The organism is Staphylococcus sp. FSL H8-0121 (assembly GCF_038008425.1).
Classification (GTDB): domain Bacteria; phylum Bacillota; class Bacilli; order Staphylococcales; family Staphylococcaceae; genus Staphylococcus; species Staphylococcus pasteuri.
In genome coordinates, this window is the sequence record NZ_JBBOZB010000002.1 from 163,881 (window position 1) to 186,615 (window position 22,735).

The 22,735-nt window shown below is 32.0% G+C and carries 29 protein-coding genes; 13 read left to right on the top strand and 16 right to left on the bottom strand.

Annotation, left to right across the window (positions count from 1 at the left end):
* Nucleotides 1-5: 5 nt before the first annotated feature.
* The 5 genes from mobA to LFT63_RS06310 are packed head-to-tail and all read right to left on the bottom strand — an operon-like array spanning nt 6 to nt 3,029.
* Complete coding sequence (gene mobA / locus LFT63_RS06290; RefSeq protein WP_340768334.1) at nt 6-611, bottom strand: molybdenum cofactor guanylyltransferase MobA; 606 nt, start codon at nt 609-611, stop codon at nt 6-8.
* Nucleotides 612-615: 4 nt separating this feature from the next.
* Nucleotides 616-849: a molybdopterin converting factor subunit 1 gene (gene moaD / locus LFT63_RS06295; RefSeq protein WP_029055851.1), complete on the bottom strand. Its 234-nt coding sequence runs from the start codon at nt 847-849 to the stop codon at nt 616-618.
* Between the two features lies 1 nt (nt 850).
* Nucleotides 851-1,297, bottom strand: coding sequence for a molybdenum cofactor biosynthesis protein MoaE (locus tag LFT63_RS06300; protein WP_340768337.1), 447 nt, complete (start codon nt 1,295-1,297; stop codon nt 851-853).
* Nucleotides 1,298-1,302: 5 nt separating this feature from the next.
* Nucleotides 1,303-1,773, bottom strand: a complete 471-nt coding sequence (gene mobB / locus LFT63_RS06305) for a molybdopterin-guanine dinucleotide biosynthesis protein B (RefSeq protein WP_029055850.1) — start codon at nt 1,771-1,773, stop codon at nt 1,303-1,305.
* Complete coding sequence (locus LFT63_RS06310) at nt 1,770-3,029, bottom strand: molybdopterin molybdotransferase MoeA (RefSeq protein WP_029055849.1); 1,260 nt, start codon at nt 3,027-3,029, stop codon at nt 1,770-1,772. The genes mobB and LFT63_RS06310 overlap by 4 nt, the downstream gene beginning before the upstream one ends.
* Nucleotides 3,030-3,087: 58 nt before the next feature.
* Here LFT63_RS06310 and moaC point away from each other — a divergent pair, with 58 nt between their 5' ends.
* Entirely contained in the window at nt 3,088-3,576 is a 489-nt protein-coding gene (moaC, locus tag LFT63_RS06315) for a cyclic pyranopterin monophosphate synthase MoaC (RefSeq protein WP_017638542.1), read from the top strand.
* 68 nt (nt 3,577-3,644) lie between these two features.
* Here the strand turns inward: moaC and LFT63_RS06320 are convergent, their stop codons facing one another.
* The 5 genes from LFT63_RS06320 to modA all read right to left on the bottom strand — a co-directional run bounded on the left by LFT63_RS06320 (nt 3,645) and on the right by modA (nt 7,436).
* Entirely contained in the window at nt 3,645-4,148 is a 504-nt protein-coding gene (locus LFT63_RS06320; RefSeq protein ID WP_017638543.1) for a MogA/MoaB family molybdenum cofactor biosynthesis protein, read from the bottom strand.
* Between the two features lie 20 nt (nt 4,149-4,168).
* The gene (locus LFT63_RS06325) at nt 4,169-5,173 is read right to left on the bottom strand and encodes a ThiF family adenylyltransferase (RefSeq protein WP_029055848.1); all 1,005 of its coding nucleotides are present in this window, start codon (nt 5,171-5,173) and stop codon (nt 4,169-4,171) included.
* Nucleotides 5,174-5,360: 187 nt separating this feature from the next.
* Nucleotides 5,361-5,966, bottom strand: a complete 606-nt coding sequence (locus tag LFT63_RS06330; RefSeq protein WP_017638545.1) for an ATP-binding cassette domain-containing protein — start codon at nt 5,964-5,966, stop codon at nt 5,361-5,363.
* Nucleotides 5,967-6,638, bottom strand: a complete 672-nt coding sequence (gene modB, locus LFT63_RS06335; protein WP_017638546.1) for a molybdate ABC transporter permease subunit — start codon at nt 6,636-6,638, stop codon at nt 5,967-5,969. It abuts the gene before it with no gap.
* 12 nt (nt 6,639-6,650) lie between these two features.
* The gene (gene modA, locus LFT63_RS06340; protein WP_340768342.1) at nt 6,651-7,436 is read right to left on the bottom strand and encodes a molybdate ABC transporter substrate-binding protein; all 786 of its coding nucleotides are present in this window, start codon (nt 7,434-7,436) and stop codon (nt 6,651-6,653) included.
* Nucleotides 7,437-7,623: 187 nt separating this feature from the next.
* On the opposite strand from modA, the gene fdhD reads away from it, so the two are divergent.
* On the top strand, nt 7,624-8,427 hold the full coding sequence (gene fdhD, locus LFT63_RS06345) for a formate dehydrogenase accessory sulfurtransferase FdhD (RefSeq protein ID WP_029055847.1): 804 nt from the start codon (nt 7,624-7,626) through the stop codon (nt 8,425-8,427).
* A gap of 25 nt (nt 8,428-8,452) precedes the next feature.
* On the opposite strand, the gene LFT63_RS06350 is transcribed toward fdhD, so the two are convergent.
* The 5 genes from LFT63_RS06350 to LFT63_RS06370 form a co-directional block, all read right to left on the bottom strand.
* On the bottom strand, nt 8,453-9,208 hold the full coding sequence (locus LFT63_RS06350) for a GNAT family N-acetyltransferase (RefSeq protein ID WP_017638549.1): 756 nt from the start codon (nt 9,206-9,208) through the stop codon (nt 8,453-8,455).
* A gap of 73 nt (nt 9,209-9,281) precedes the next feature.
* On the bottom strand, nt 9,282-9,830 hold the full coding sequence (locus LFT63_RS06355) for a biotin transporter BioY (RefSeq protein ID WP_029055846.1): 549 nt from the start codon (nt 9,828-9,830) through the stop codon (nt 9,282-9,284).
* A 68-nt stretch (nt 9,831-9,898) separates the two neighbouring features.
* The gene (locus LFT63_RS06360; protein ID WP_340768348.1) at nt 9,899-10,837 is read right to left on the bottom strand and encodes a nucleoside hydrolase; all 939 of its coding nucleotides are present in this window, start codon (nt 10,835-10,837) and stop codon (nt 9,899-9,901) included.
* 156 nt (nt 10,838-10,993) lie between these two features.
* Nucleotides 10,994-11,902, bottom strand: a complete 909-nt coding sequence (locus tag LFT63_RS06365) for an ABC transporter substrate-binding protein (protein WP_029055844.1) — start codon at nt 11,900-11,902, stop codon at nt 10,994-10,996.
* A 129-nt stretch (nt 11,903-12,031) separates the two neighbouring features.
* Entirely contained in the window at nt 12,032-13,177 is a 1,146-nt protein-coding gene (locus LFT63_RS06370; protein WP_017638553.1) for an acyl-CoA dehydrogenase family protein, read from the bottom strand.
* A gap of 155 nt (nt 13,178-13,332) precedes the next feature.
* Between LFT63_RS06370 and LFT63_RS06375 the strand changes: the two genes are divergently transcribed.
* The 4 genes from LFT63_RS06375 to LFT63_RS06390 are packed head-to-tail and all read left to right on the top strand — an operon-like array spanning nt 13,333 to nt 16,322.
* On the top strand, nt 13,333-14,082 hold the full coding sequence (locus LFT63_RS06375) for an amino acid ABC transporter ATP-binding protein (protein WP_017638554.1): 750 nt from the start codon (nt 13,333-13,335) through the stop codon (nt 14,080-14,082).
* Nucleotides 14,083-14,108: 26 nt separating this feature from the next.
* A complete protein-coding gene (locus LFT63_RS06380; RefSeq protein WP_340768353.1) occupies nt 14,109-14,927 on the top strand; it encodes an amino acid ABC transporter substrate-binding protein in 819 nt (272 codons plus the stop codon).
* Between the two features lie 10 nt (nt 14,928-14,937).
* Nucleotides 14,938-15,621: an amino acid ABC transporter permease gene (locus tag LFT63_RS06385; RefSeq protein ID WP_340768355.1), complete on the top strand. Its 684-nt coding sequence runs from the start codon at nt 14,938-14,940 to the stop codon at nt 15,619-15,621.
* 11 nt (nt 15,622-15,632) lie between these two features.
* Nucleotides 15,633-16,322 (top strand): amino acid ABC transporter permease, encoded by a 690-nt coding sequence (locus LFT63_RS06390; RefSeq protein WP_029055841.1) that lies wholly within the window; start codon nt 15,633-15,635, stop codon nt 16,320-16,322.
* A 51-nt stretch (nt 16,323-16,373) separates the two neighbouring features.
* On the opposite strand, the gene yut is transcribed toward LFT63_RS06390, so the two are convergent.
* Entirely contained in the window at nt 16,374-17,285 is a 912-nt protein-coding gene (yut, locus tag LFT63_RS06395; RefSeq protein ID WP_029055840.1) for an urea transporter, read from the bottom strand.
* Between the two features lie 264 nt (nt 17,286-17,549).
* Between yut and LFT63_RS06400 the strand changes: the two genes are divergently transcribed.
* The 7 genes from LFT63_RS06400 to LFT63_RS06430 are packed head-to-tail and all read left to right on the top strand — an operon-like array spanning nt 17,550 to nt 22,600.
* Entirely contained in the window at nt 17,550-17,852 is a 303-nt protein-coding gene (locus LFT63_RS06400; RefSeq protein WP_017638559.1) for an urease subunit gamma, read from the top strand.
* 13 nt (nt 17,853-17,865) lie between these two features.
* Nucleotides 17,866-18,273, top strand: coding sequence for an urease subunit beta (locus LFT63_RS06405; RefSeq protein WP_017638560.1), 408 nt, complete (start codon nt 17,866-17,868; stop codon nt 18,271-18,273).
* Nucleotides 18,273-19,988 (top strand): urease subunit alpha, encoded by a 1,716-nt coding sequence (gene ureC, locus LFT63_RS06410; protein WP_017638561.1) that lies wholly within the window; start codon nt 18,273-18,275, stop codon nt 19,986-19,988. The genes LFT63_RS06405 and ureC overlap by 1 nt, the downstream gene beginning before the upstream one ends.
* Nucleotides 19,989-20,002: 14 nt before the next feature.
* Nucleotides 20,003-20,455 (top strand): urease accessory protein UreE, encoded by a 453-nt coding sequence (gene ureE, locus LFT63_RS06415; RefSeq protein ID WP_017638562.1) that lies wholly within the window; start codon nt 20,003-20,005, stop codon nt 20,453-20,455.
* Nucleotides 20,448-21,137: an urease accessory protein UreF gene (locus LFT63_RS06420; protein ID WP_017638563.1), complete on the top strand. Its 690-nt coding sequence runs from the start codon at nt 20,448-20,450 to the stop codon at nt 21,135-21,137. Before ureE ends, LFT63_RS06420 begins: the two co-directional genes overlap by 8 nt.
* A gap of 12 nt (nt 21,138-21,149) precedes the next feature.
* Nucleotides 21,150-21,764, top strand: coding sequence for an urease accessory protein UreG (ureG, locus tag LFT63_RS06425; protein ID WP_017638564.1), 615 nt, complete (start codon nt 21,150-21,152; stop codon nt 21,762-21,764).
* Nucleotides 21,764-22,600, top strand: a complete 837-nt coding sequence (locus LFT63_RS06430; RefSeq protein ID WP_017638565.1) for an urease accessory protein UreD — start codon at nt 21,764-21,766, stop codon at nt 22,598-22,600. Before ureG ends, LFT63_RS06430 begins: the two co-directional genes overlap by 1 nt.
* Nucleotides 22,601-22,735 lie beyond the last annotated feature (135 nt).

Below are 22,735 nucleotides of genomic sequence, written 5' to 3' on the forward strand. Positions count from 1 at the left end.
CCTCCTTATTGATCTAACTGTTGTTTTAAAGTGTCCAAATCTTGTTGAGAGTTGATATTATAATACCAATATGACGGTGCATCGATGTCTTCTACATTAATCCAATCTACATTCATTTCTTCATACAGTTTCTTAAAACTATAATCATCAGAATTCAAAATTTGTTCAATTACATTTTTCGTTTTAGGACTATAAAAACCAATCGTCGGAATCATATATCCATTTGACTTAACCGTTGCTATATCTATTTGATCTTCAATAAGATGAGACATCATAAATTGATATAGTTGATTTATGGCTTTTTCGTTTATCATCGGAGTATCAACTGACACTACGAAAAACAATTCTTTATCCGGGTATTGTTCCATCACTGACAATATGCCTGCTAGCGGTCCTTTTCCTTTATAATTGTCTTTATCTACAACTATATTTTGATATTTAAATTCATTTTTAAGTTGACTATTCGTACTAATAATAATGTCATTAAACATATTTGTTGATTTAAGTACATTCACTATTCGCTGATAAAACATTTGTCCGTCAACTGAAGCAAATGCTTTGGGACGCCCAAATCGACTTGATTGGCCTCCAGCGAGTATAATTGCTTTCATTTATTTATCCTCCACTCACTGGTGGAATGAGTGCTACAGTATCACCAGGTTCAATCTTATCAGTTAATTTAACGAATTCTTCATTAACTGCAATTTGAAATTGCTTATGTTCCATTTCTGGATAATGTTCAACAATCATCACTTTAAACGCTTCTACAGTTAAAGGATCTGAAACATCTATTGTTTCTGACTGTTGATTAGCTATATCTTTTAATTCTGCAAAGTAAAGTACTTCCAATTTATTTCCTCCCATTAGCTTCATCATAGTCGCCTTTTTGATGGCCTTGCCATTCAGCACCATCTTCCCATATCTCTTTTTTCCATATTGGTACTATTTCTTTAATTCGTTCTATGGCATATTCATTCGCACGATATGCATTTTTACGATGATGAGACGATACTACAATTAAGACAGCTATATCTGATATCTCAAGAGGACCAATTCTGTGTACTATAGTTGTTATAGTACCTGGCCATTTTTGTTCTATTTCTTGACCTATTTGAGCCATTTTCTTTTCAGCCATTGGAATATAAGCTTCATATTCTAAATACTCAGTTTTTACTCCTTTAGTCCATTCACGAACATGTCCAGTGAACGTCACCATTGCACCTTGATGTTCGTTTAGTGTAAATGCACGATATGGCTCTATTTGAATTGGTTCTTTAACGATTTCAAATTGTTTCATTACACTCAATCCTTATGTGTCACTTTATTTATTAACCATTCATCAAATAATTGATAAGCATTAGGTTCATTTAATTTTATCTTATAACATACATTGTTTAAATGATTTAGCTTTTGCAATTGTGATTCACTGTTATAAACTATGATTTTTTCATATTTTTCATCCTTAAAACCTTCAACTAAAATGATGTCATAATCAATTGTAACAGAGTCTTTAATAATCTTTGAAAGGCTTTGTTCATTAATTCTAGTTACAGTCTGTCTATATTCATGCCCTTGTATAATGCTTTGGTCCGCACCTGATTCAAAGTGTTTCATATGATCCACATGTTGTCCTTGTAACTCAATATCCGAACCAGTATGCCCATGATGTTTTATTGTCGCAACTTTTAACTCTATAGATTTTAATTTATTAACTGCATGCATCATGAGTGTTGTTTTTCCAGAATTTTTAAATCCGACTATTTGAAGAATCATATATTCAATTCCTCTTCATAAGCAGATGATTCTGTAAGTATAACGTCTACTAGGTGTCCTTTTTTAAACCCTCGTGTTCCTCCTGGCAACATAATCATTGAATTTGAATGAGCAATAGCGACTACTGCACCTGATTTATTAAATCCAGATGGAACAACTGTAGCGCCAGCAGATGTAAATGTAGCTTTAGCACGTATAAATCTAGTAAATGGATTAGCTTTAGTAAAATCTTCCATTAATGTAGCTTTAACAATTTGAGGATAAACTGCATTAGCGTTCATCATTTGATTAATTGCTGGTTTTACAAACAATTCAAATCCTGTGAAACATGCTGAAGGATTACCAGACAAACCAAATAAATATTTATTATTAGCAACTGCAACAGTTGTTACACTTCCAGGTCTCATTGCAACTTTATTAAATAATACTTCTGCATGTAGTGCTTGATAAATTTCAGGTAAGTAGTCAAAATCTCCGACAGATACGCCACCTGTAGTAATAACAATGTCATGTTCATTCATCGCTTTTTTAACGACTTCAATACTACTTTGTAAATCATCTTGCTGAATTTGATAAGTACCTACTTTTAATCCAAATTGTTCAGCTAATGCTTTAATCATCGGACCGTTTGAGTTTCTAATTTTACCAGGTTGAAGCTCATCTTCCACTTCTAGTAACTCACTACCTGTCGCAATAACAGCTATACTTGGTTTCTTCCATACTTCAATATCTGTATAACCATATGTTGCTAATACAGCTATAGCTCCTGGATTGATTTGTTGTCCTGCTTTCAAAACAAGGTCTCCAGTCTGTGTTTCTTCACCTTTCAATGAAACATTTTCATGTTGTTCAAATGTCTTTCTAATTGAAAACGTATCTTCTTGTTGTACAGTTTGTTCAAACATGACAACTGCATCTGTTCCTTCAGGTAATTGTGCACCTGTCATAATTCTTACCGCTTCATGTTCACCAACTTTTTTATCAGACACGGAGCCAGCGCCAATATGATCAATCACTTTAAAATGTACACGATTTTCACCACTTGCTCCTATAGAGTCTTGACTTCTAATCGCAAATCCATCGTATGGTGATTTATTAAATCTTGGTATATCATAAGTAGCTACAATGTCACTTGCTAAAATATGGCCAGTACTTTGATTTAAAGGAACTGAAATTTTGCTAGAATTTATATCTTGTTTTACAACACGTTGAATTGCTTCTTTAACGGGAATTGGACTTCTTTTTTCAAATGTCATATGATCATCTCCAAAATATTTATTTCGTGATATACTTGTATCGATAAGGAGGGTTAATATGTCAGATTTTACACACATTAACCAACAGGGTAATGCGAAAATGGTTGATGTTTCAAATAAAGAAATTACAAAACGAACAGCAATCGCTTATTCCAGCATTATAGTGAACGAAACTATTTATCAACAAATTGTTCAAAATACTAATGCTAAAGGTAACGTATTAAATACTGCACAAATTGCTGGCATCATGGCAGCTAAAAATACTTCTACAATAATACCAATGTGTCATCCGCTTCCATTAACTGGTATAGACGTCGCTTTTGAATGGGATACTTATCAATCTAACCAATACGAATTGCATATAAAAGCAACTGTATCAACAACCGGAAAAACAGGTGTAGAAATGGAAGCACTAACTGCTGCATCGGTAACAGCTTTAACAATATATGATATGACGAAAGCTGTTGATAAAGGAATGACAATAGGACAAACTTATTTAGCTGCTAAATCTGGTGGTAAATCAGGCGATTACAAGCGTCCAGAATAATAAATAAAATAACTGTATACTTAATTGGGATTGAAGCAATGAAACTTTGACTTCAGTCCTCTTTTATATTATTTTGTTAATTCATGAACTAGATGATTTAATTCTGGCTTAATAAGTTTATCCATAGCTAATTTAACTGCACCAGTTGATCCTGGAAGTGAAAATAACAGTTTATCCTGATGTGTACCTGCAATTGCTCTAGATAAAATAGCTCTCGTGCCTACATCTTCTGTATAACTTAAATAACGAAACATTTCTCCAAATCCTTCAATTTCTTTATCTAATAAAGGACGTACAACCTCAATTGTCACATCTCTTTGTGCTATACCTGTCCCACCAGTCGTTATAATGACATCTATATCATTCTGTTTTAACCATGTAGAAAGTTGTTCATGAATATCTTGCTGATTGTCTTTTACAATCTTATAATAGTCATCTTTCACATTAACATTTTCATTTTCTAATAATGTTTGAATAAGTTGTCCACCTTTATCAGTATTATAATCTCTTGTGTCCGATACAGTTAAAATTGCCACTTCAATATCTCTATCCAGTTTAATATGTTGATGCATGATTTCTCCTCCTTAAATGTTTACCCAAATAATTGATTGATTAGTTTAGTAGCTTCGTTAGGACTAGTTAATCCATGTATTAATAATCGACCTCCATTAAATGCTACGATTCTATAACCTTTAAATGAAAATACAATCATATATGGATTTTGTTTATATTGAATATGGTGAGAATTTAAAAATGATATAAGCATTTCCTGGGTAATATCTTTATTAATATATTGCACTGTATCTCTGCCACATAATGTTGCGTACTGACGTTGACTATTATTCAAATAAGGATAAGTAGGTGATTGTCCGCAGGTAGAACATGAGTCATTTTGCATATTTTTAAAACCAATGGCATGATGATATCCTTCCCACACATCACCATATTTTAATTTAATATCGGTATCTTGATGCGTGAGTATTTTCAATGCATCAGTGATTTGAAAACTAGTTGTCATTGTTACAGCCGGTTGTATCACACCTACAGTATCGCAAGTTAAATTAATTGAAGGTAAATGTGGTAATAAGCAATTAAAACATGGTGTCTTTCCTGGAACAAAGGTAGTTTGAGCATAAGTACTTTGTACAACTCCCCCATAAATCCATGGAATTGAATTTTGATAAGCAAAATCATTAATAAGTTGTCTTGTATCAAAATTATCAGTTGCATCAATGATTAAATCAATTCCAGATGTATGTTTATCTAAAAAGTAAGTATCTACATGTGAGACTAATGCATTGATTGTCACATCTTGTCGAATTGATTGCAGATGTTTCTTGGCAGCAATGACTTTAGGCAGCATATCAAGTGCATCTTGCTCAGTAAATAAAGTTTGCCGTTGCAAATTACTATATTCAATATAATCTCTGTCAACAATCGTAAGTTGTTGTATGCCGGCTCTTACTAAGCCTTCTGAAACATGTGTGCCTAAAGCACCCATACCAACAATCATCACATGTTTTTGACTAATACTGCGTTGACCTTCAACACCTATATGTTTATATAACATTTGTCTTGAATATCTATCCTGATTCATTTCCTGATTCATTTTTGAATCTCCCTTGAAATATGTTATCTCTATTATAAATCTTGTGTATCAAAGTGACAAAACCTCAACATAAAAAGTTCCTATCAAAGTTCTCATTTTTCAATGTTTACTCTGATAGGAACTTATTAAAATTGACTCTCATTAATTTTGATTAATAATTAAAGTTTTATTATGGTTAAGAAATCATAATCATTTCGTCTGCAAGTTCTTTGGCTTCTTCATTCGAATGTGTAACAAATATAATAGGAATTTGCCACTCATTAAAAATCTTTCGAACTAAGGCTATGCTTTCACGTTTAGTCTGATCGTCTAAACTAGAAAATGGTTCATCGAGTAGTATTAAATCTGGTTTTATACTTAAAGCTCTTGCTAAAGCAACACGTTGTGCTTCCCCACCTGATAAGGTGATTGGGTAATGATTCATTAAATGTTTTATATTTAGTGTTTCTAATAAATTATCAATATGCTCCGATGAAGATGTCATAAATGTAATATTCTGTTTCACTGTGAGATGCGGAAACAATTGATAATCTTGAAATAAATAACCAATTTGTCTTTGTTGAATTTTTATATCAATATGCTTTTCAGTTTCGGTTAGTACACGATCATTAATTTGAATCATTCCATCATCTGGTTTTTTTAAACCGGCTATCATATTTAATATAGTCGTTTTGCCTATTCCAGACGGTCCTTGGATTGCATATATTTTGGGAACCTGATCTTCAATGTGAATATGAATTGGACGTTGATTAATTTGATGTGTAATATCAATATTCAACATTTAATCACGCTCCCTAAACTTATCATAATTTAATAAATTGATTGTCATAATAACAACAATAGAGAATGCTACTAGAACTAACACCCACAACCAAGCTTGATTTTCTTTTCCTTCAACAACTAAGAAATAAATTTCTAGTGGTAGAGTATTTGTTTTATTAGGAATATAGCCGGCAACCATTAAAGTTGCTCCGAATTCACCGATAGCTCTAGCGAAACTCATCATAATTCCTGATAATATATAACGTTTAGATAAAGGTAATACTATTCTATAGAAAATCTTTCCTTCACTTGCTCCCATTGTTCTAGCAGTATCCAACATACGTTTATCAATGCTATTAAAACCTTGAATTGTATGTTGATACATCAGTGGAAAACTAACAATAACAGATGCAATAACAGCCCCAGTCAATGTAAATACTACTGGTAAATGCAATATATTACTGAAGAATTTTCCTACAATACCTCGTGGTGAAAATATAATTAATAATATGAACCCCATTACTGTGGGCGGAAGAACAATAGGTAATAATATAAAACTTTCAATGATTTTAACCCATCGTTTCTTACGATGATATAACCATCTTGATACAATAATTCCAAGTACCATTACAATCAATGTACTCAAAGTTGCTACTCGAATCGATAGCCAAAATGCAGTTAAGTCAGGCATTAAAAACAACCCTTATGCTGAGAACTGATAATCTTTGATGATTTGTTTAGCTTTGTCTGATTTTAAGAATTCCATCCATTCTTTAGCTGATTTTTTATCAGAAGTCGCTCCTGCTTCATAAGTAATTGGTTTTGATAATTTTACTTCTTTAATTTCTTTTACTGAATCAATTTTCTTTTTATTTTTATATAAATCTGTTTTATAAACAAATCCTTGTTGTGCGTTACCTTTTTGTACATAGTTTAATACTTGTTTAACGTCTTTTGCGTAAACTACTTTGTCTTTTGTTGCATCCCACAAATTATTTTCTTGTAAGTATTGTTTACCATATTTACCTGCAGGTACTGTTTTGATTTGACCTAAAGCTAATTTTTCATTATCTTTTAAATCTTTAACAGATTTATAATTTTTATCTTTGTCGCCTATAAGTACTAATTTATTTTTGGCATAATTATATGTATCATGCGCTTTCTTTTTATCTTTTAAGATATCAACATCTTTTGTCTTAGCTGACATAATAACGTCTACTGGTGCACCTGATTCAACTTGTTGTCTTAAAGCACCTGAACCACCATAGTTGAAATCAACTTTAGCATCTTTATGATCTTTTTCAAATTCTTTTTTCAATTCTTTACTAACATCTGTTAAACTTGCTGCTGCTGAAATTTGTAATTCTTGTTTCTTATCTTTACTGTCAGATTTTTCACTTTTCTTTCCATTATCCGATGATGAATTCGAACATCCGGCTAGAACCAAAAGTCCCATTAACAAAATCACAAATAAACTTTTAATCTTCACAAAAATTCCTCCTTAAAGTACATTACACTTCGAATTTAATAGATTTATATTTTATTTGAAGTTAATATCTATATGTAGATTATATACTTTAATTTTTTAAATTGAAATAACTATCAAAGCAAATTTATTTATATTTTGTGAAAAACGCACTAATATAGAATTTATAGTGATATAAAGGAGTTACAAAATGAATAAAGATGTTTCATCCAATCAGCACATTATTAGATTTGAAAATGGTGAATTAAAGGATACTGTAGATACTTATGTAACAGAATTCCCATTAACTATCATGGTCAATGGTGAAGAGTTTGCAACTGTTATTTGTAGTCCTACTAATATGGAAGAATTAGTATTGGGGTTCTTAGCATCAGAAGGTGCATTATTAAAAAAAGCAGAACTAAAATCATTACAAATAGATGATAGTAGAGGGTTTGCCCATGTTGAACTAACAAAATCGCTAAATGATCGATTCGAATACTCTAGTAAACGAATGATTGCATCATGTTGTGGTAAAAGTCGTGAATTTTATTTTCATAACGATGCTGCTACTGCTAAAACATCCTTATCTAATATCACTATTACTCCTCAGCAAGTTTTAAATATGATGACTCGCTTACAAACTGCCAGTACAATATTTAAGCAGACAGGCGGATTGCACAATGCGGCTATTAGCGATGGTGATAACTTCTTTGAACATCGTCAAGATATTGGTCGTCATAACGCGCTAGATAAATTATTTGGATTTTGTATACAAAATAATATTCCTGTAAGAAATAAAATTTTAATATTTAGTGGTCGTATTTCCTCGGAAATTTTAATTAAAGCTGCCAAAATTGGCGTAGGCGTTATTTTATCTAAATCAGCACCAACGACATTAGCTGTACAATTAGCAGATGATTTAAACATTACTGCTGTTGGATTTATTAGAGACGGTAACTTTAATATATATAGCCATCCAGAACGTATAAAAGCTGCTGTTGATTTCAATTAGTGTTTGAAATCAACAGCAGCTCTTTTTATATATTTTCTTTTAATATTTGATATCTAAAACTTCTATATACATAACCCTGTTTCAAATACATATCTTTAACTGTATCTTCACCATCTGCAACTAAAATAACTGGGCGTTGCCCTGCTAATTCCCCTATATACGATTGCATTGTACGACCGATACCATTTCTTTGGTAATTTTCAAGTACGCCAAATCCATCTATTTCTACAGAGTTTTTATTTTCTATCACATCGACAATACCTACTGGCTTATTTTCTAAATATCCAATCATAGGCGTTGCTTTCATGTTATCAAAGTTTTGTCTAATCTTTTCAACATTTTTTTTAGCATATTTTTTGCCATATGGTAATGAAAATTGATAGAAAATATCAAGATAATCATTTAAGTTAGTACGATTTACTTTGATTAATCTTACATCTTGATTTCTACTTAATTGGGCTAAGTCATTTGCTTCAATGATATAGAATTCTAATACACCAAGTTCAAATCCTAATTCTTTAAACAGTTCAAACCACTGTTCATTAAGTTGATCGTTCTCAGGAAAGTAAAAAGATAAGTGATTGGAACCTTGTGCAACATGCATTTCCTTTTGGGTTTCAATATCTTTCAACCATTGAACTTGAGATGGGCACTGATGATATAACCAAGTATTGTTGGCAAATTGAAGTGCATCTGATGGTGTTAAATAAACGGTCTTCATTGAATCTTCTAAAAAAATATTACCTTCCAAATATATATCAGACATCGTCAAATGCTTCATAAATATTACCCCATCTCAGCAGATAATTAGAATTGTTATGATTCTATATATGAAACATTGTCTTACACTGATTTTATTTTATCAACTGTTTGAATCGAGAGTGATTAAGTAAAGTCGCTCCTATTAAGCTTGCAATAATTGCTTTAACTATATCCCCAGGCATAAAAGTTAATGATAATACGATGGATTTAGAAATAGGTATATTTATAATGAATCCCATTATAATGGTACCTAGTATATCTAATCCAAGTACACCAATGATAATAGTAGCAACTAATAGCATTATAAAGTTTACTTTATGTAAATATTTGTCTCTTATCCATCCGATAAAGAAAGCTACAACTGGATATAAGAATAAAAATCCTGCTGAAGGACCTGCGAAAACGCCGATACCCCCTCTACCACCTGATAACACTGGTAGTCCTACTGCAGCTAACAGTAAAAATACAACAACACTTAAAGTTCCTAACTTTCTTCCTAACATTATTCCTGCTAAAAATATCCCTATATTTTGCAATACAATTGGTACTGGCATAATTGGTAAAGGTACTGGTGGTACCAAACCTAAAATACAAATGATGGCTGCCATCAAAGCTGTAAATACTAATTCTTTTGTACTCATCATTTCATCCTCCTTACATGAGAATGATTATACCATTAATGTAAACTTAATGGAATAAAAAGTTTACATTAGTTGACACGTTTTGCTAAATCACTTATATAATTAAAGAAATTATTTCGCTCTACATAATTAATCACATTAACCTCTCGGCCATCATTACATTTAAATGTTCTACCTTGACTTGGACCATGTGCTATAACATCTACATTCAATTTAACTGATTTAGTTAATTTAGGATTACCTACATAAGCTGTTGTTAACACATCCCATAAAAAGTAAGTCGAATTTGTTATAAAATGTGTTAATGGTGGTACAGCTGCATAACTAACACCTAAGAAATCAATACCTGTATAATGACGTTCATCTGCCCAACGTTGTCTCACTTCTAAAGTTAAAGGAACTTGATTGGTGCTTTCTAAAGCTACCATATCTATCTTGATATCACTATCAAATACTGTTTTCACCGCTTCTGGATCCCAAAACGCATTCCATTCTGCCGTGCCGTCATGCTCTGGTTCTTCAACATTACCTTTTTCTAAAAATGTTCCTCCCATCCAAACTAATTTATCTACTTTGTTCACTATAGTTGGTTGTATTTTTAATGCTTTAGCTAAGTCAGTTAAAGGACCAGTAAATAACAATGTAATTTTTTCTTCAGTATTTTGAAGAATGTTAATGATATCTTCATAAGCCTCAAGATGATTTTCTTTTGAATTTGTTAAAGTAACTTTTTCATTTAAAATTGGTAACGCGTCCATGAAAAATGCATGCATTCTCCAATCCTTAGGAAATGGATTTTTCCCTCTTTCAAATGATGGTGCAACATCAAGTTTTTGATTGGAAAAGCGATTGATAACCTTGATAGACGCACTTAAAGATGGTTCTAAATAGCAATCTGCTCCAATCGTGCTTACACCTACAAGTTCTATTTCTTCCATTTGTAAAAGTAAGAATAAAGATATAAGATCATCAACGCCACCATCATGATTAAAATAAACTTTTTTCATTGTTTTTCTCCTTTTTATTATTTTATTTCTTTCAATTTATATGTAATTATATCGAAATCACAAACAAAATTCATAATTTACTACTACATAAAAGAAGTTGAGACACAATTTGCGTCTCAACTTCTAAGTTATTGATATCGTTTTTTTATTATCTTTTTATTTAGTATCCATTAATTTTTTCTTCAAATCTTTACGCATGAAGTCTAAGCTATATGGATCATTATACCAGTATGTTTCTGCTTTAACTTTAATCACATTACCATTTTTAACTGCAGGTAAGTTTTTCCACATATTTGTTTTTTCATATGCAGGTGTTGCTTTACCTTCACTTGTAGATACAATGTAATCGCCAGCGTATTGATCAACTTTTTCTTGTTTAACTTCAGCAAATCCAGCTTTTTTAGTTAAATCATCAACTGATTTTGGCATTTTAAGACCGAATGCTTGATATAAAATTTCTCCGCCACGGCCCCAATGGTCGCCGTAAGTGTATAATTTTTTATCAAATTCATCAAAGATAGTTACAGTTTTATCTTTACCAATTTTATCTTTAATCTCTTTGCCGTCTTTAGAAGTTTGATCTTTCCATTCTTTTTCCCATTTTTTAACTGCATCTTCTTTACCTAGTAATTTACCTAGTTCTTCTTGTTGTTCTAAGTAACTATGTTTCGCATAGTTAAATGGTACAGTTGCTGCGATTTTTTTATATTTTTTAATGTTTTTATTTTGATCTAAGACAATAATTAAATCTGGTTTTTCTTTTGCAACTTTTTCGACATCATCGTCTCCAACTTTAGTTACACCTTTAAATTTGTCTTTCAAAATATCACTTTGATCGACTTGATTACTTACTGCTACTACATTTCCACCTAATTTTTTCACGCCACCAGCATATGATGGAGCTACAACAGCAATTCTTTTTGGATCCTTAGGAACTTTTATTGTTTTCCCATCATCCGTTTTGTAAGATTTCTTCTCAGAATTCTTTGAACTATCGTCTGAGTTGTTACCACATGCAGCTAAAACTAACACTAGTGCTATTAAAGGTAATAATAATTTCTTCATTTTTTCCTCCCATTGAAAACGATTATCAATTTCATTAAAATTATACAACTTTACATATATTTTTACAATAAGCAATTTCACCAGTTTTTTTAAATTTTAATAAATTTATTTCAATAAAGTAACTTATTACTATATTAATCCTGTAATGCTTTTTGCAATATTAGTATATGCCATATCTTCCATCGGAGGATTATGAAGACCTGCGCGCATATCTCGATAATATCTTTGTAATGGTCTTTCCATCTCAAGACTTTTTGCTCCTACAATTCTCATTGCTAAATCTACAACTTCCAATCCTTGATTTAATACAAGTACTTTACTTGCAGAAGTCTCATTCCAAATTTCTGTGTCTTTCTCATATAATTGATAACCGTGGGCAGTACTCCATAAAAAATGTCTTGCCGATAATAATAGAGATTCCATTTTACCTAAATTTTGTTGAACTGTAGGTAATTCTGCAATAGTTCCTTCTATACTATTCGGACTATACGTTTTAGTGAAATCTACTGCGTAATTTCTAGCTGCTTGTGCGATTCCTAAATAGACACTAGGAATATGCAAAATCCAACCATTTGCTCCAGGTTTACGTTTCTGTTCAACAAAATATTTATGAGGAATTTTTACATTATTTAACACTAAATCATGACTTTCAGTAGCACGCATACCAATCATGTTCCAATTATCGGCGATGTCCACGCCTTCAACATTTCTTGGAACTAAAAAGAATCCTACTTGATCTAATTCTTCTACATATGCTCCTACAATAAAGTGTGTTAATGCCTTACTCATTGAAGTAAATGTTTTGACACCATTTAAAATATAGCCGTCTTTTTCTCTTACTGCATGAGTTGCCGGACGTCCTCCGCGTGTAGGGCTACCAGTTTCAGCTTCACTTACTGCACGATTAACGAGTGCGCCTTTTTTCACTGCTTCGGCAAATTCTTCTAATAATTCAGGTTCCCACAATTGTTGTTCAAATAATTGACCCACTACACTTAAATGCCAACCTATTGATAAGGCAGTTGCGCCATCTATTTCTGCTAAATAAGTTTGCAAAATAACCATATCTTCAATCGTAGCGCCTTCACCGCCGTATGCTTTTGGTAATGTTAATAAAGTATATCCTTCATTAATTAACCACTCTATATTTTCAAATGGAAAGCGTGAGGCAATATCATTTTGCTCCGCATACGATTTAAACTGCTCTTCTATTGTTTTAAACTTTTTTATCCATTTATGTTGTATCTCTGATTGCACCAAGAATGACTGTGTCATTATTTTCACCTCATCATAGTATTAATAGCTTGTTAATTATCCTTAGTTTAACACTCAACATTATTAAATAAAAGGACTGATATTTCACAATTCCTACTTTACCGATAAGAATTAATATGATAAATTTACTTTAATATATTTGGGAGGCTGATACCTTGATACAAGTAGAACATTTATCTCATTTTTATCATTCAAATCAGGTTTTAAAAGATATTAATTTTTCACAAGAACAGGGAACCGTGACAGCTATTATTGGACCTAGTGGTTCAGGAAAAACAACTTTACTTCGTACTCTCAACGCACTCGCAACTCCTTCTAAAGGTTCGATAACGATTGATGATTATCAATTTAATGCTGAACAACATACTAAAAAAGATATTTATCATCTTCGACAACAATCAGCAATGGTTTTTCAAAATTATAATTTATTTAAAAACAAAACCGTATTAGAGAATATTACTGAGGGCTTAATTTATGGGCAAGGTAAAGGAAAAAGAGAAGCGATACATATTGCTGAAGATCACTTAAATATGGTGAATTTATTAGAACATAAAGATAAGTACCCTATCCAACTATCAGGAGGTCAAAGTCAACGTGTTGGTATAGTACGTGCACTTGCATTAAATCCTAAAGTACTATTATTAGATGAACCTACATCTGCATTAGACCCTGAATCAATCCAAAGTGTATTAAATCTTATACAACGTATTGCACAACAAGGAATGACAATGGTTATAGTAACTCACGAAATTAGCTTTGCTGAAGCTATTGCTGATCAAATTTTATTTATTGATAACGGAGAACTAGTCGTACATGGTTCACCAAGTGATGTTTTATATAATCAAGATAATGACCGTATCCAACGTTTTATACAACGTATTAGAACGGAGGTAGATGTAAATTGAAACGATTCTCCCCTTGGTTAGTATTAATGAGCGTATTTATATCTACTATAGCTTTATCTGCATGCTCAAATGATCAATCACAACGTGCTACTAAAGCTCATCCAAAAGAAATCAAAGTAGCGTTATCGGCAGAAGTAAATCCTCCATATTTATATACTAATAAAAAGAATGAATTTGTAGGACTTGATATGGATTATATGAAATTATTAGAGAAGAAATTACCACAATATCATTTTAAATATGAAGTTGGTGAAGAAGAATCTAACCTAGTAGGTATAGGTTCTAAAAAATTTGATATGGGAATTAATTGGTTCTTTAAAACACCCGAACGCGAAAAACAATTTTTATATCAAGATGTTCCTTACAGTTATGCATTACCTATGCTTGCAGTTAATAAAAATAATCATGATATACATCAGCTTAGCGATTTAACTAATAAGAGATTAACTCCAATGGCACCAAGTGGTGGTTTATTTTCTATATTAAAACAATATAACAAGTCACATAAAGAACCTATCAATATAGATACGATTCAAGCACCTTCTAATGGAGATAATTTAAAAATGGTTGGTAATCATCGACGTGATGCAATGTTTTTAAATTGGAATACATATAAAGCGATTCAAGAAAAAGTAAATGAAGATGTTAAAATTGGTGGCATTGTTAAAAAAGAACCGCTTCACATCGTTTATAACAAAGATAATCAACAATTACATGATGATATTGATCAAGCTACTCAAGAATTAAAAAAAGAAGGTAAACTTCAAAAATTATCTAAAAAATATTTTGATATTGATGTGTTTGATGATTTAGAAAATATCAATAAGCATAAGAAACAATTGTAGGTGCAATAATATGTCTGCCACACAATGGTTAGATTTATTTAATCAAGTATTACAACAACTTCCTATTACTCTAGTAATGATTATAAGCGCTTTAATCTTTGCCATTATATTAGGACTATTATTAACAATGATTCGTATTAAGCAAACGCCTATATTGGCGCCTTGCGTCAGAATATACCAATCATTTATGAGAAGTACCCCTCTTCTACTTCAATTGTTTTTAGTATATTTTGCATTACCTCAATTTTTATTATTATTTCATATAAACATTAATCACTTTGACAGATTATTTTTCATAATATTAGCTTTTAGTCTTCATAGTGCTGCTTATTTATCAGAAGTCTTTCGAGCTGGTTATTTATCTGTTGAATATAGTCAGATTGAAGCTGGATTATCAGTAGGTTTAAGCTATCCGAGAATACTAAAAAATATTATCGTTCCACAAGCTTTACGTAACAGTATTCCTAATTTAACGACTCAGATTATAGAATTAATTAAAGATACATCGTTAGCATTTACTATTGGAATTATAGACATGATGGGACAAGTTCAACTTATTATTGGCAATAATTATGGTTTAGGAATGTTAGAAGTATATATTGTTATTTCTATTATATATTGGATGCTCGCTTTGATTGTTCAAGGTGTGTTTACATTAATTAATAAAGTTTCAGAAAAACCATATCAAGCATAGGAGGCAATCAAATGTCATTCATTTTACATACCTTCATTGAAGTTTTAAAGGGTGTACCAAATACAATTGCAATTACACTTATAGCTATGTTGATTGGTATTATTATAGGTACAGTATTTGCGATTATTCGATTGCAACGAATACCTGTACTATCTCAATTAGTAATCGTTTATAATTCATTTTTCAGAAGTACACCGCTCATAGTTCAATTATTCATTTTCTATTATGGTTTGCCAGCACTTATTCTATGGTTCAACTCAATTTTTCATACTTCACTTAATCCAGATATGGCACATCCATTGATGATTGCTGCAATCACCTTTGCATTGCATGCGACGGCCTATTTATCAGAATCTATTAAAGGCGGTTTGCTTTCTGTTGATCCTAAACAAATTGAAGCTGCTCAAACTGTAGGTTTATCTAAATGGAATGTTTATAGACGCATTGTTTTCCCTCAAGCGTTTGGCTATGCATTACCTAATATTGAAAATCAATTTATTATGTTATTAAAAGGAACATCACTTGCCTTTGCTGTACAAGTAACAGAAATTATGGCGATAAGTACTGAAATTGCTAATGAAGGTTATCAATTTGTACCAGTATATACAGTAGCAGCGATATTTTACTGGGCATTGGCAATTGTTATTGAGTATGTGTTCCATAAAATTGAACATCGCACAACACACTATTTAACATCTTAATAAAAAAATTATGGGACTCACTACTTTAATGGTGAGTCCCATAATTTTTAATTAATTTCTACTTCCTATATCTCTATTTTGACGGCCTGCAAATAACATAATCCATGTTGCTAATATAAATGGCATTGTTAATGAAGGTAACCCAAGAGGTTCAAGCATTGTGTTCAAACCTAGATTTAATAGTACTGCTAGTAATAACCCTAAAAAGGCAGAAACATATGTATTAATTGACGTTTTAAATGTTGAGCCTAAAGCTATTGCAGTTAAAATTAAATTATATCCAAATAGTCCTTGGTTTATGTTATCAGTGTTACCACCTAATAAACCAACAATTAAATAACCAATAATACTTCCTACTATTGCAAAAACAAACGCTTTTCTTGAGCCAATTAAAATTCCAATAAGTATTAATAATCCAGCCCATACACTAGGTATTAAAAATACTTCACTAAACCCATCTAAAATGGAATGTAGTAAATTTAAATGATGACCAGAATTACTTGTCACTGGTTTAATGGTGTTTGGTAATAAATTTAATGGTGTTTTCACAGCTTTTACTTGTTCAGATATAGAAACTGCAAACCACGTCAAAATGACAAATGGTGCTGTAAGCATTGCTATTCCGTATGGCTTTAACCATTCTCTTATTGCTGATCCAACAGGTAATGTTAATATTGTTGCCATCAATGTAATTAGAATACCTGCCCAGTTTTCATTTAAAAATAATGTCAAAGCTATTGCAGTTAATACAGGATTAAAACCTGCTAATCCATTATCTATTTCTTCTTGAGAATAGTTAATATATGGCGCAAGTATGTATGCAATGATACTTCCAATTAATGCACTTATTCCGACTTTCCAATTACCAACAAATAATGCAATTAATATAAAAAGCCCTGTGTAATGATTATTAATTAATAAAACTTGTGAAATGTTTTTCAAAATGATTTGAATGGATTTCATGAACTTTTCCCCCAATTCGACAATGAATATGATACAACAATTTAATATTAATGTGTATTAATTCGATATAAAGAATGAAAATGTTTTACTAATTAAAAAATTCAAATAATATTAGTAAACACGCTGTAATCATTAAAAGTTTTGCCCATTTTAATTAAATTTTTAAATTTATGGAATCGTTATACTTGTTTAAAATTAAAAATCGTCCTAATATAAAATTTGCAAGTTTATTGCGAACTTTATTTCGGGAAAGAAGGGATTATTTTGCACTTTACACAACGTGAACAAGATAAACTAATGATAGTTGTAGCTGCAGAAGTTGCTCGTCGCAGAAAAGCGCGAGGACTTAAATTAAATCATCCAGAAGCACTTGCATTAATTAGCGATGAATTATTAGAAGGTGCTCGTGACGGTAAAACTGTAGCTGAATTGATGAGTTATGGTAAAACAATTTTAAATGAAGAAGATGTTATGGATGGGGTTGCAAGTATGATTACTGAAATTGAAATTGAAGCAACATTCCCAGATGGAACTAAATTAATCACTGTCCATCATCCAATTGTCTAAGGAGGACATAAATATGATTCCTGGAGAAATTAGAGTAAAAAAAACAGATATTGAAATTAATCCAAATTCACCTGAAACAGTTATTGAAGTTAAGAATGTTGGAGATCGTCCTATTCAAATTGGCTCACATTTCCACTTTTTTGAAGCTAACTTAGGTTTAGAATTTGAAAGAGACAAAGCATATGGTAAACATTTAGATATTCCAGCTGGTGCCGCTGTCAGATTTGAACCTGGCGATGTAAAACACGTGCAACTAGTAGAGTATTCTGGTAACCGTAGAATTTATGGTTTCCGTGGATTCGTTAATGGTCCAATTGATGGCTCCCGTGTTTATCGCCCTACTGGTGAAGACGACGAGTACGCTGGTGTTTATAATGACGAAGGTCATGAAAATACCAATAAAAAAGGTGGTAAAAGATAATGAGCTTTAAAATGACTCAATCACAATATACAAGTTTATATGGTCCAACAGTTGGAGATGCAATTAGATTAGGCGACACTAACCTATTCGCAGAAGTTGAAAAAGATTATGCCAATTATGGTGACGAAGCAACTTTCGGTGGCGGAAAATCTATCCGTGATGGTATGGCTCAAAATCCTAACGTGACTCGTGATGATAAAAATGTAGCCGATTTAGTTATAACTAATGCAGTCATTATTGACTATGACAAAGTAGTTAAAGGTGACATTGGTATTAAAAACGGCTATATTTTTGCAATCGGTAAAGCGGGTAATCCAGATATTATGGATAACGTCAATATAATCATCGGAAGTACAACAGATATTATTTCTGCTGAAGGTAAAATTGTTACAGCGGGTGGTATTGATACACACGTTCACTTTATTAACCCAGAACAAGCTGAAGTTGCTTTAGAAAGTGGTATCACTACTCATATTGGTGGCGGAACTGGTGCATCTGAAGGTGCAAAAGCAACTACCGTTACACCTGGACCTTGGCATATACATCGTATGTTAGAAGCTGCTGAAGCATTACCTATCAATGTAGGTTTCACAGGTAAAGGACAAGCTGTCAATCATACAGCACTTATTGAACAAATTCACGCTGGGGTTATTGGTTTAAAAGTACACGAAGACTGGGGTGCAACGCCTTCAGCTTTAAGTCATGCTTTAGATGTTGCAGATGAATTCGATGTCCAAATCGCTTTACATGCTGATACATTGAATGAAGCTGGATTTATGGAAGACACTATGAAAGCAATTAAGAACCGTGTTTTACACATGTACCATACTGAGGGTGCTGGTGGTGGTCACGCACCTGACTTAATTAAGTCCGCTTCATATTCAAATATTTTACCTTCATCTACAAACCCAACTCTACCTTATACACATAATACTGTAGACGAACATTTAGACATGGTAATGATTACTCACCATTTAAATGCTTCTATTCCTGAAGATATTGCATTCGCGGATTCTCGTATTCGTAAAGAAACAATTGCTGCAGAAGACGTATTACAAGATATGGGTGTATTCAGTATGATTAGTTCTGACTCTCAAGCTATGGGTCGTGTAGGTGAAGTGATTACACGTACTTGGCAAACTGCACATCGTATGAAAGAACAACGTGGTGCTTTAGAAGGCGACTCAGAATATAATGATAACAATCGTATTAAACGTTATATTGCTAAATACACTATTAACCCTGCGATTACACATGGTATTTCAGAATATGTTGGCTCAATTGAATCAGGTAAATTAGCTGACCTTGTATTATGGGATCCTGCGTTCTTTGGCGTTAAACCTGAACTTGTAGTTAAAGGTGGTTTAATCAATGTAGCAGTTAACGGTGATGCTAATGGCTCTATTCCAACTTCAGAACCTATGAAATATCGTAAAATGTATGGTCAATATGGTGGTAATATCACTCATACAGCAATGACTTTCGTTTCTAACACTGCATTTGAAAATGGTATTTATAGACAACTTAACTTACAACGTATGGTTAGACCTGTTAAAAACATTCGTAATTTATCTAAAGCAGATATGAAAAATAACAGTGCAACACCTAAATTAGATGTTGATCCACAAACATATGAAGTATTTGTTGACGGTGAAAAAATTACAAGTGAAGCTGCTACTGAGTTACCATTAACTCAAAGATACTTCTTGTTCTAGGAGGAAAATTGTTAATGATTATAGAAGAAATTCAAGGCAATATTGCTAATTTATCAGCTGATGAAAAAAATAAACATGTAGAAAAAGTTTATCTAGAAAATTCTGACTTAGTTAAACGTATCCAACGCGTAAAAACGGATCATGGTAATGAAATTGGTATTCGTTTGAAACAACCTATCGATTTACAGTACGGTGATATTTTATATAAAGATGATACAAATATGATTATCGTTGATGTAAATTCTGAAGATTTACTTGTTATCAAACCACGTACATTAAAAGAAATGGGAGATATTGCCCATCAACTTGGTAATCGTCATTTACCTGCACAGTTCACAGAAACTGAGATGTTAGTACAATATGACTATCTCGTTGAAGATTTACTTAAATCTTTAGGTATTCCTTATAGTCATGAAGATAGAAAAGTAAACCAAGCGTTTAGACATATAGGACATTCTCATGATTGATCATCAAAATTTACGCTTATTTCAGTTCTGTGATTCACAGTTTCCAACCGGTGCATTTAGTCATTCATTCGGCTTGGAAACATATATTCAACATGAAGCGGTACATGATGATTTAACATTTGTTCAATGGTTAAAATTATTTTTAAATGAACAGCTAACTTATTCTGATGGTTTAGCAATGAAAATTGTATACGAAGCCTTAGACAATAATGATGTTGATAAAATCTTACGTATGGATCGACTTATCTTTGTTCAAAGTTTACCTAAAGAAACTCGTGTCGGAGCTAAACAAATGGGCACAAGAATGGTGAAATTAGCTATGGAATTATACGATAGTGAATGGATTCATTGGTATCATGAACAAATGAAAAATAAAAAAGCTAAGCTACATCCAGCAATTTGTTTTACTATGCTTGGTCATTATTTAGGCGTTGATATTAGTACAATTATTGATTATTATCTCTATCAAAATGTATCTAGTCTCACGCAAAATGCAGTAAGAGCTATTCCCTTAGGTCAAACTGCCGGTCAAAAAGTTGTAACTCAAATGATTCCTTATATAGAAGAAACACGAAATCATGTTTTATCTCTTGATGAAAGTGACTTTGGTATGACTGCGCCTGGATTAGAATTAAATCAAATGGAACACGAAAATGTAAATGTAAGAATATTTATTTCATAGGAGGTCAAATATATGACTGAACCAATTAAAATTGGAATTGGTGGACCTGTTGGTGCAGGTAAAACTCAATTAATAGAAAAAGTTGTTAGACGTCTAGCTAAAGATATGAGCATTGGCGTTATAACAAACGATATATATACAAAAGAAGACGAAAAAATCTTAGTCAATACAGGTGTCTTACCAGAAGATAGAATTATCGGTGTTGAAACTGGTGGTTGTCCGCATACAGCAATTCGTGAAGATGCTTCTATGAACTTTGCTGCTATTGATGAATTGTTAGAAAGAAATGATGACATCGAACTTATTTTCATTGAATCTGGTGGCGATAATTTAGCTGCAACATTTAGTCCTGAACTTGTTGACTTTTCAATTTATATTATCGACGTTGCCCAAGGTGAAAAAATTCCACGTAAAGGTGGACAAGGTATGATTAAATCTGATTTCTTTATCATCAATAAGACAGACTTAGCACCTCACGTTGGCGCTTCTTTAGACCAAATGGCTGAAGATACAAAAGTATTTCGTGGTGACAGACCATTCGCATTTACAAACTTAAAAACAGATGAAGGCCTAGATGAAGTTATTGAGTGGATTGAACGAGATACGTTACTAAAAGGATTATCATAATGTCTCAACAATCTTGGACAGGTCAACTTGATTTAACGGTTTTTAACAATGGTAAACGTTCTGTAGCACGTGACATCTTTTTTGAAAAAGCATTAAAAGTCATACGTCCTGTTTACCTAAACGGGTCAACTACCCCTACTTTCTACATTGTTAATGTAGGTGGTGGTTACCTTGATGGTGACCGTTATTCTATGAATTTCAATATTGAAGATAATGCTAGTGTCACACTAACGTCTCAAGGTGCTACAAAAATTTATAAAACTTTAAAAGATCATGTTGAACAATATCAAACTTTCCAATTAAAACCTAATGCTTATATGGAATACGTAGCTGATCCAATCATTGCTTATGAAAATGCTAAATTTTATCAACACAATCGTTTTGATTTAGATGAAACAAGTGCGATGTTTTATACCGATATTCTCACACCTGGTTACTCATCAGATGATAAAAACTTTTCATATAAATATATGCATTTAGTTAATGAAATTTATATCAATAATGAACTCGTAACATACGACAATCTTATGTTAAATCCTGAAAAAAATTCAATTGATTCTTTAGGTTACATGGAAAATTATACACACTTAGGCTCAGCATATTTTATTCATCCTAGTGTAAATCAAAAATTCATTGATGAAATTTATAATCAAATTAAACACTTTGAGAAAGAATTAAACTGTCGATTAGGTATAACGCAATTACCTACTCATGGACTTTCAATTAGAATTTTGTCTAACCGTACGCAGTATATAGAATCCATACTTGAAAAAGCCCAATCTTATATTGCTAATGAACTGTATGATAGAGAAATTAACTTTTTAAGAAAATATTAAATTAAATGGCATGGTTACAAATGTAACCATGCCTTTTTCAAGCTAAAAAATAAGGATGAAGCTATATTATGTAGTTTAGATGCTATTCAATTTGTGATCAATGGATACTCTTTATCGTATTAACAATAAAAACAC

Excerpts from the sequence above, each read along its gene's own strand:
- fdhD (WP_029055847.1), top strand. The coding sequence starts at position 7,624 with ATGAATAAAGATGTTTCATCCAATCAGCACATTATTAGATTTGAAAAT.
- LFT63_RS06330 (WP_017638545.1), bottom strand. The coding sequence starts at position 5,966 with ATGTTGAATATTGATATTACACATCAAATTAATCAACGTCCAATTCAT.
- LFT63_RS06355 (WP_029055846.1), bottom strand. The coding sequence starts at position 9,830 with ATGAGTACAAAAGAATTAGTATTTACAGCTTTGATGGCAGCCATCATT.
- yut (WP_029055840.1), bottom strand. The coding sequence starts at position 17,285 with ATGAAATCCATTCAAATCATTTTGAAAAACATTTCACAAGTTTTATTA.
- LFT63_RS06365 (WP_029055844.1), bottom strand. The coding sequence starts at position 11,902 with ATGAAGAAATTATTATTACCTTTAATAGCACTAGTGTTAGTTTTAGCT.
- LFT63_RS06430 (WP_017638565.1), top strand. The coding sequence starts at position 21,764 with ATGTCTCAACAATCTTGGACAGGTCAACTTGATTTAACGGTTTTTAAC.
- LFT63_RS06310 (WP_029055849.1), bottom strand. The coding sequence starts at position 3,029 with ATGACATTTGAAAAAAGAAGTCCAATTCCCGTTAAAGAAGCAATTCAA.
- LFT63_RS06405 (WP_017638560.1), top strand. The coding sequence starts at position 17,866 with ATGATTCCTGGAGAAATTAGAGTAAAAAAAACAGATATTGAAATTAAT.
- moaC (WP_017638542.1), top strand. The coding sequence starts at position 3,088 with ATGTCAGATTTTACACACATTAACCAACAGGGTAATGCGAAAATGGTT.
- LFT63_RS06370 (WP_017638553.1), bottom strand. The coding sequence starts at position 13,177 with ATGACACAGTCATTCTTGGTGCAATCAGAGATACAACATAAATGGATA.
- LFT63_RS06390 (WP_029055841.1), top strand. The coding sequence starts at position 15,633 with ATGTCATTCATTTTACATACCTTCATTGAAGTTTTAAAGGGTGTACCA.
- ureG (WP_017638564.1), top strand. The coding sequence starts at position 21,150 with ATGACTGAACCAATTAAAATTGGAATTGGTGGACCTGTTGGTGCAGGT.
- LFT63_RS06385 (WP_340768355.1), top strand. The coding sequence starts at position 14,938 with ATGTCTGCCACACAATGGTTAGATTTATTTAATCAAGTATTACAACAA.
- LFT63_RS06420 (WP_017638563.1), top strand. The coding sequence starts at position 20,448 with ATGATTGATCATCAAAATTTACGCTTATTTCAGTTCTGTGATTCACAG.
- mobB (WP_029055850.1), bottom strand. The coding sequence starts at position 1,773 with ATGATTCTTCAAATAGTCGGATTTAAAAATTCTGGAAAAACAACACTC.
- ureC (WP_017638561.1), top strand. The coding sequence starts at position 18,273 with ATGAGCTTTAAAATGACTCAATCACAATATACAAGTTTATATGGTCCA.
- LFT63_RS06300 (WP_340768337.1), bottom strand. The coding sequence starts at position 1,297 with ATGAAACAATTTGAAATCGTTAAAGAACCAATTCAAATAGAGCCATAT.
- LFT63_RS06380 (WP_340768353.1), top strand. The coding sequence starts at position 14,109 with ATGAGCGTATTTATATCTACTATAGCTTTATCTGCATGCTCAAATGAT.
- LFT63_RS06325 (WP_029055848.1), bottom strand. The coding sequence starts at position 5,173 with ATGAATCAGGATAGATATTCAAGACAAATGTTATATAAACATATAGGT.
- LFT63_RS06320 (WP_017638543.1), bottom strand. The coding sequence starts at position 4,148 with ATGCATCAACATATTAAACTGGATAGAGATATTGAAGTGGCAATTTTA.
- modB (WP_017638546.1), bottom strand. The coding sequence starts at position 6,638 with ATGCCTGACTTAACTGCATTTTGGCTATCGATTCGAGTAGCAACTTTG.
- LFT63_RS06350 (WP_017638549.1), bottom strand. The coding sequence starts at position 9,208 with ATGAAGCATTTGACGATGTCTGATATATATTTGGAAGGTAATATTTTT.
- LFT63_RS06360 (WP_340768348.1), bottom strand. The coding sequence starts at position 10,837 with ATGAAAAAAGTTTATTTTAATCATGATGGTGGCGTTGATGATCTTATA.
- mobA (WP_340768334.1), bottom strand. The coding sequence starts at position 611 with ATGAAAGCAATTATACTCGCTGGAGGCCAATCAAGTCGATTTGGGCGT.
- ureE (WP_017638562.1), top strand. The coding sequence starts at position 20,003 with ATGATTATAGAAGAAATTCAAGGCAATATTGCTAATTTATCAGCTGAT.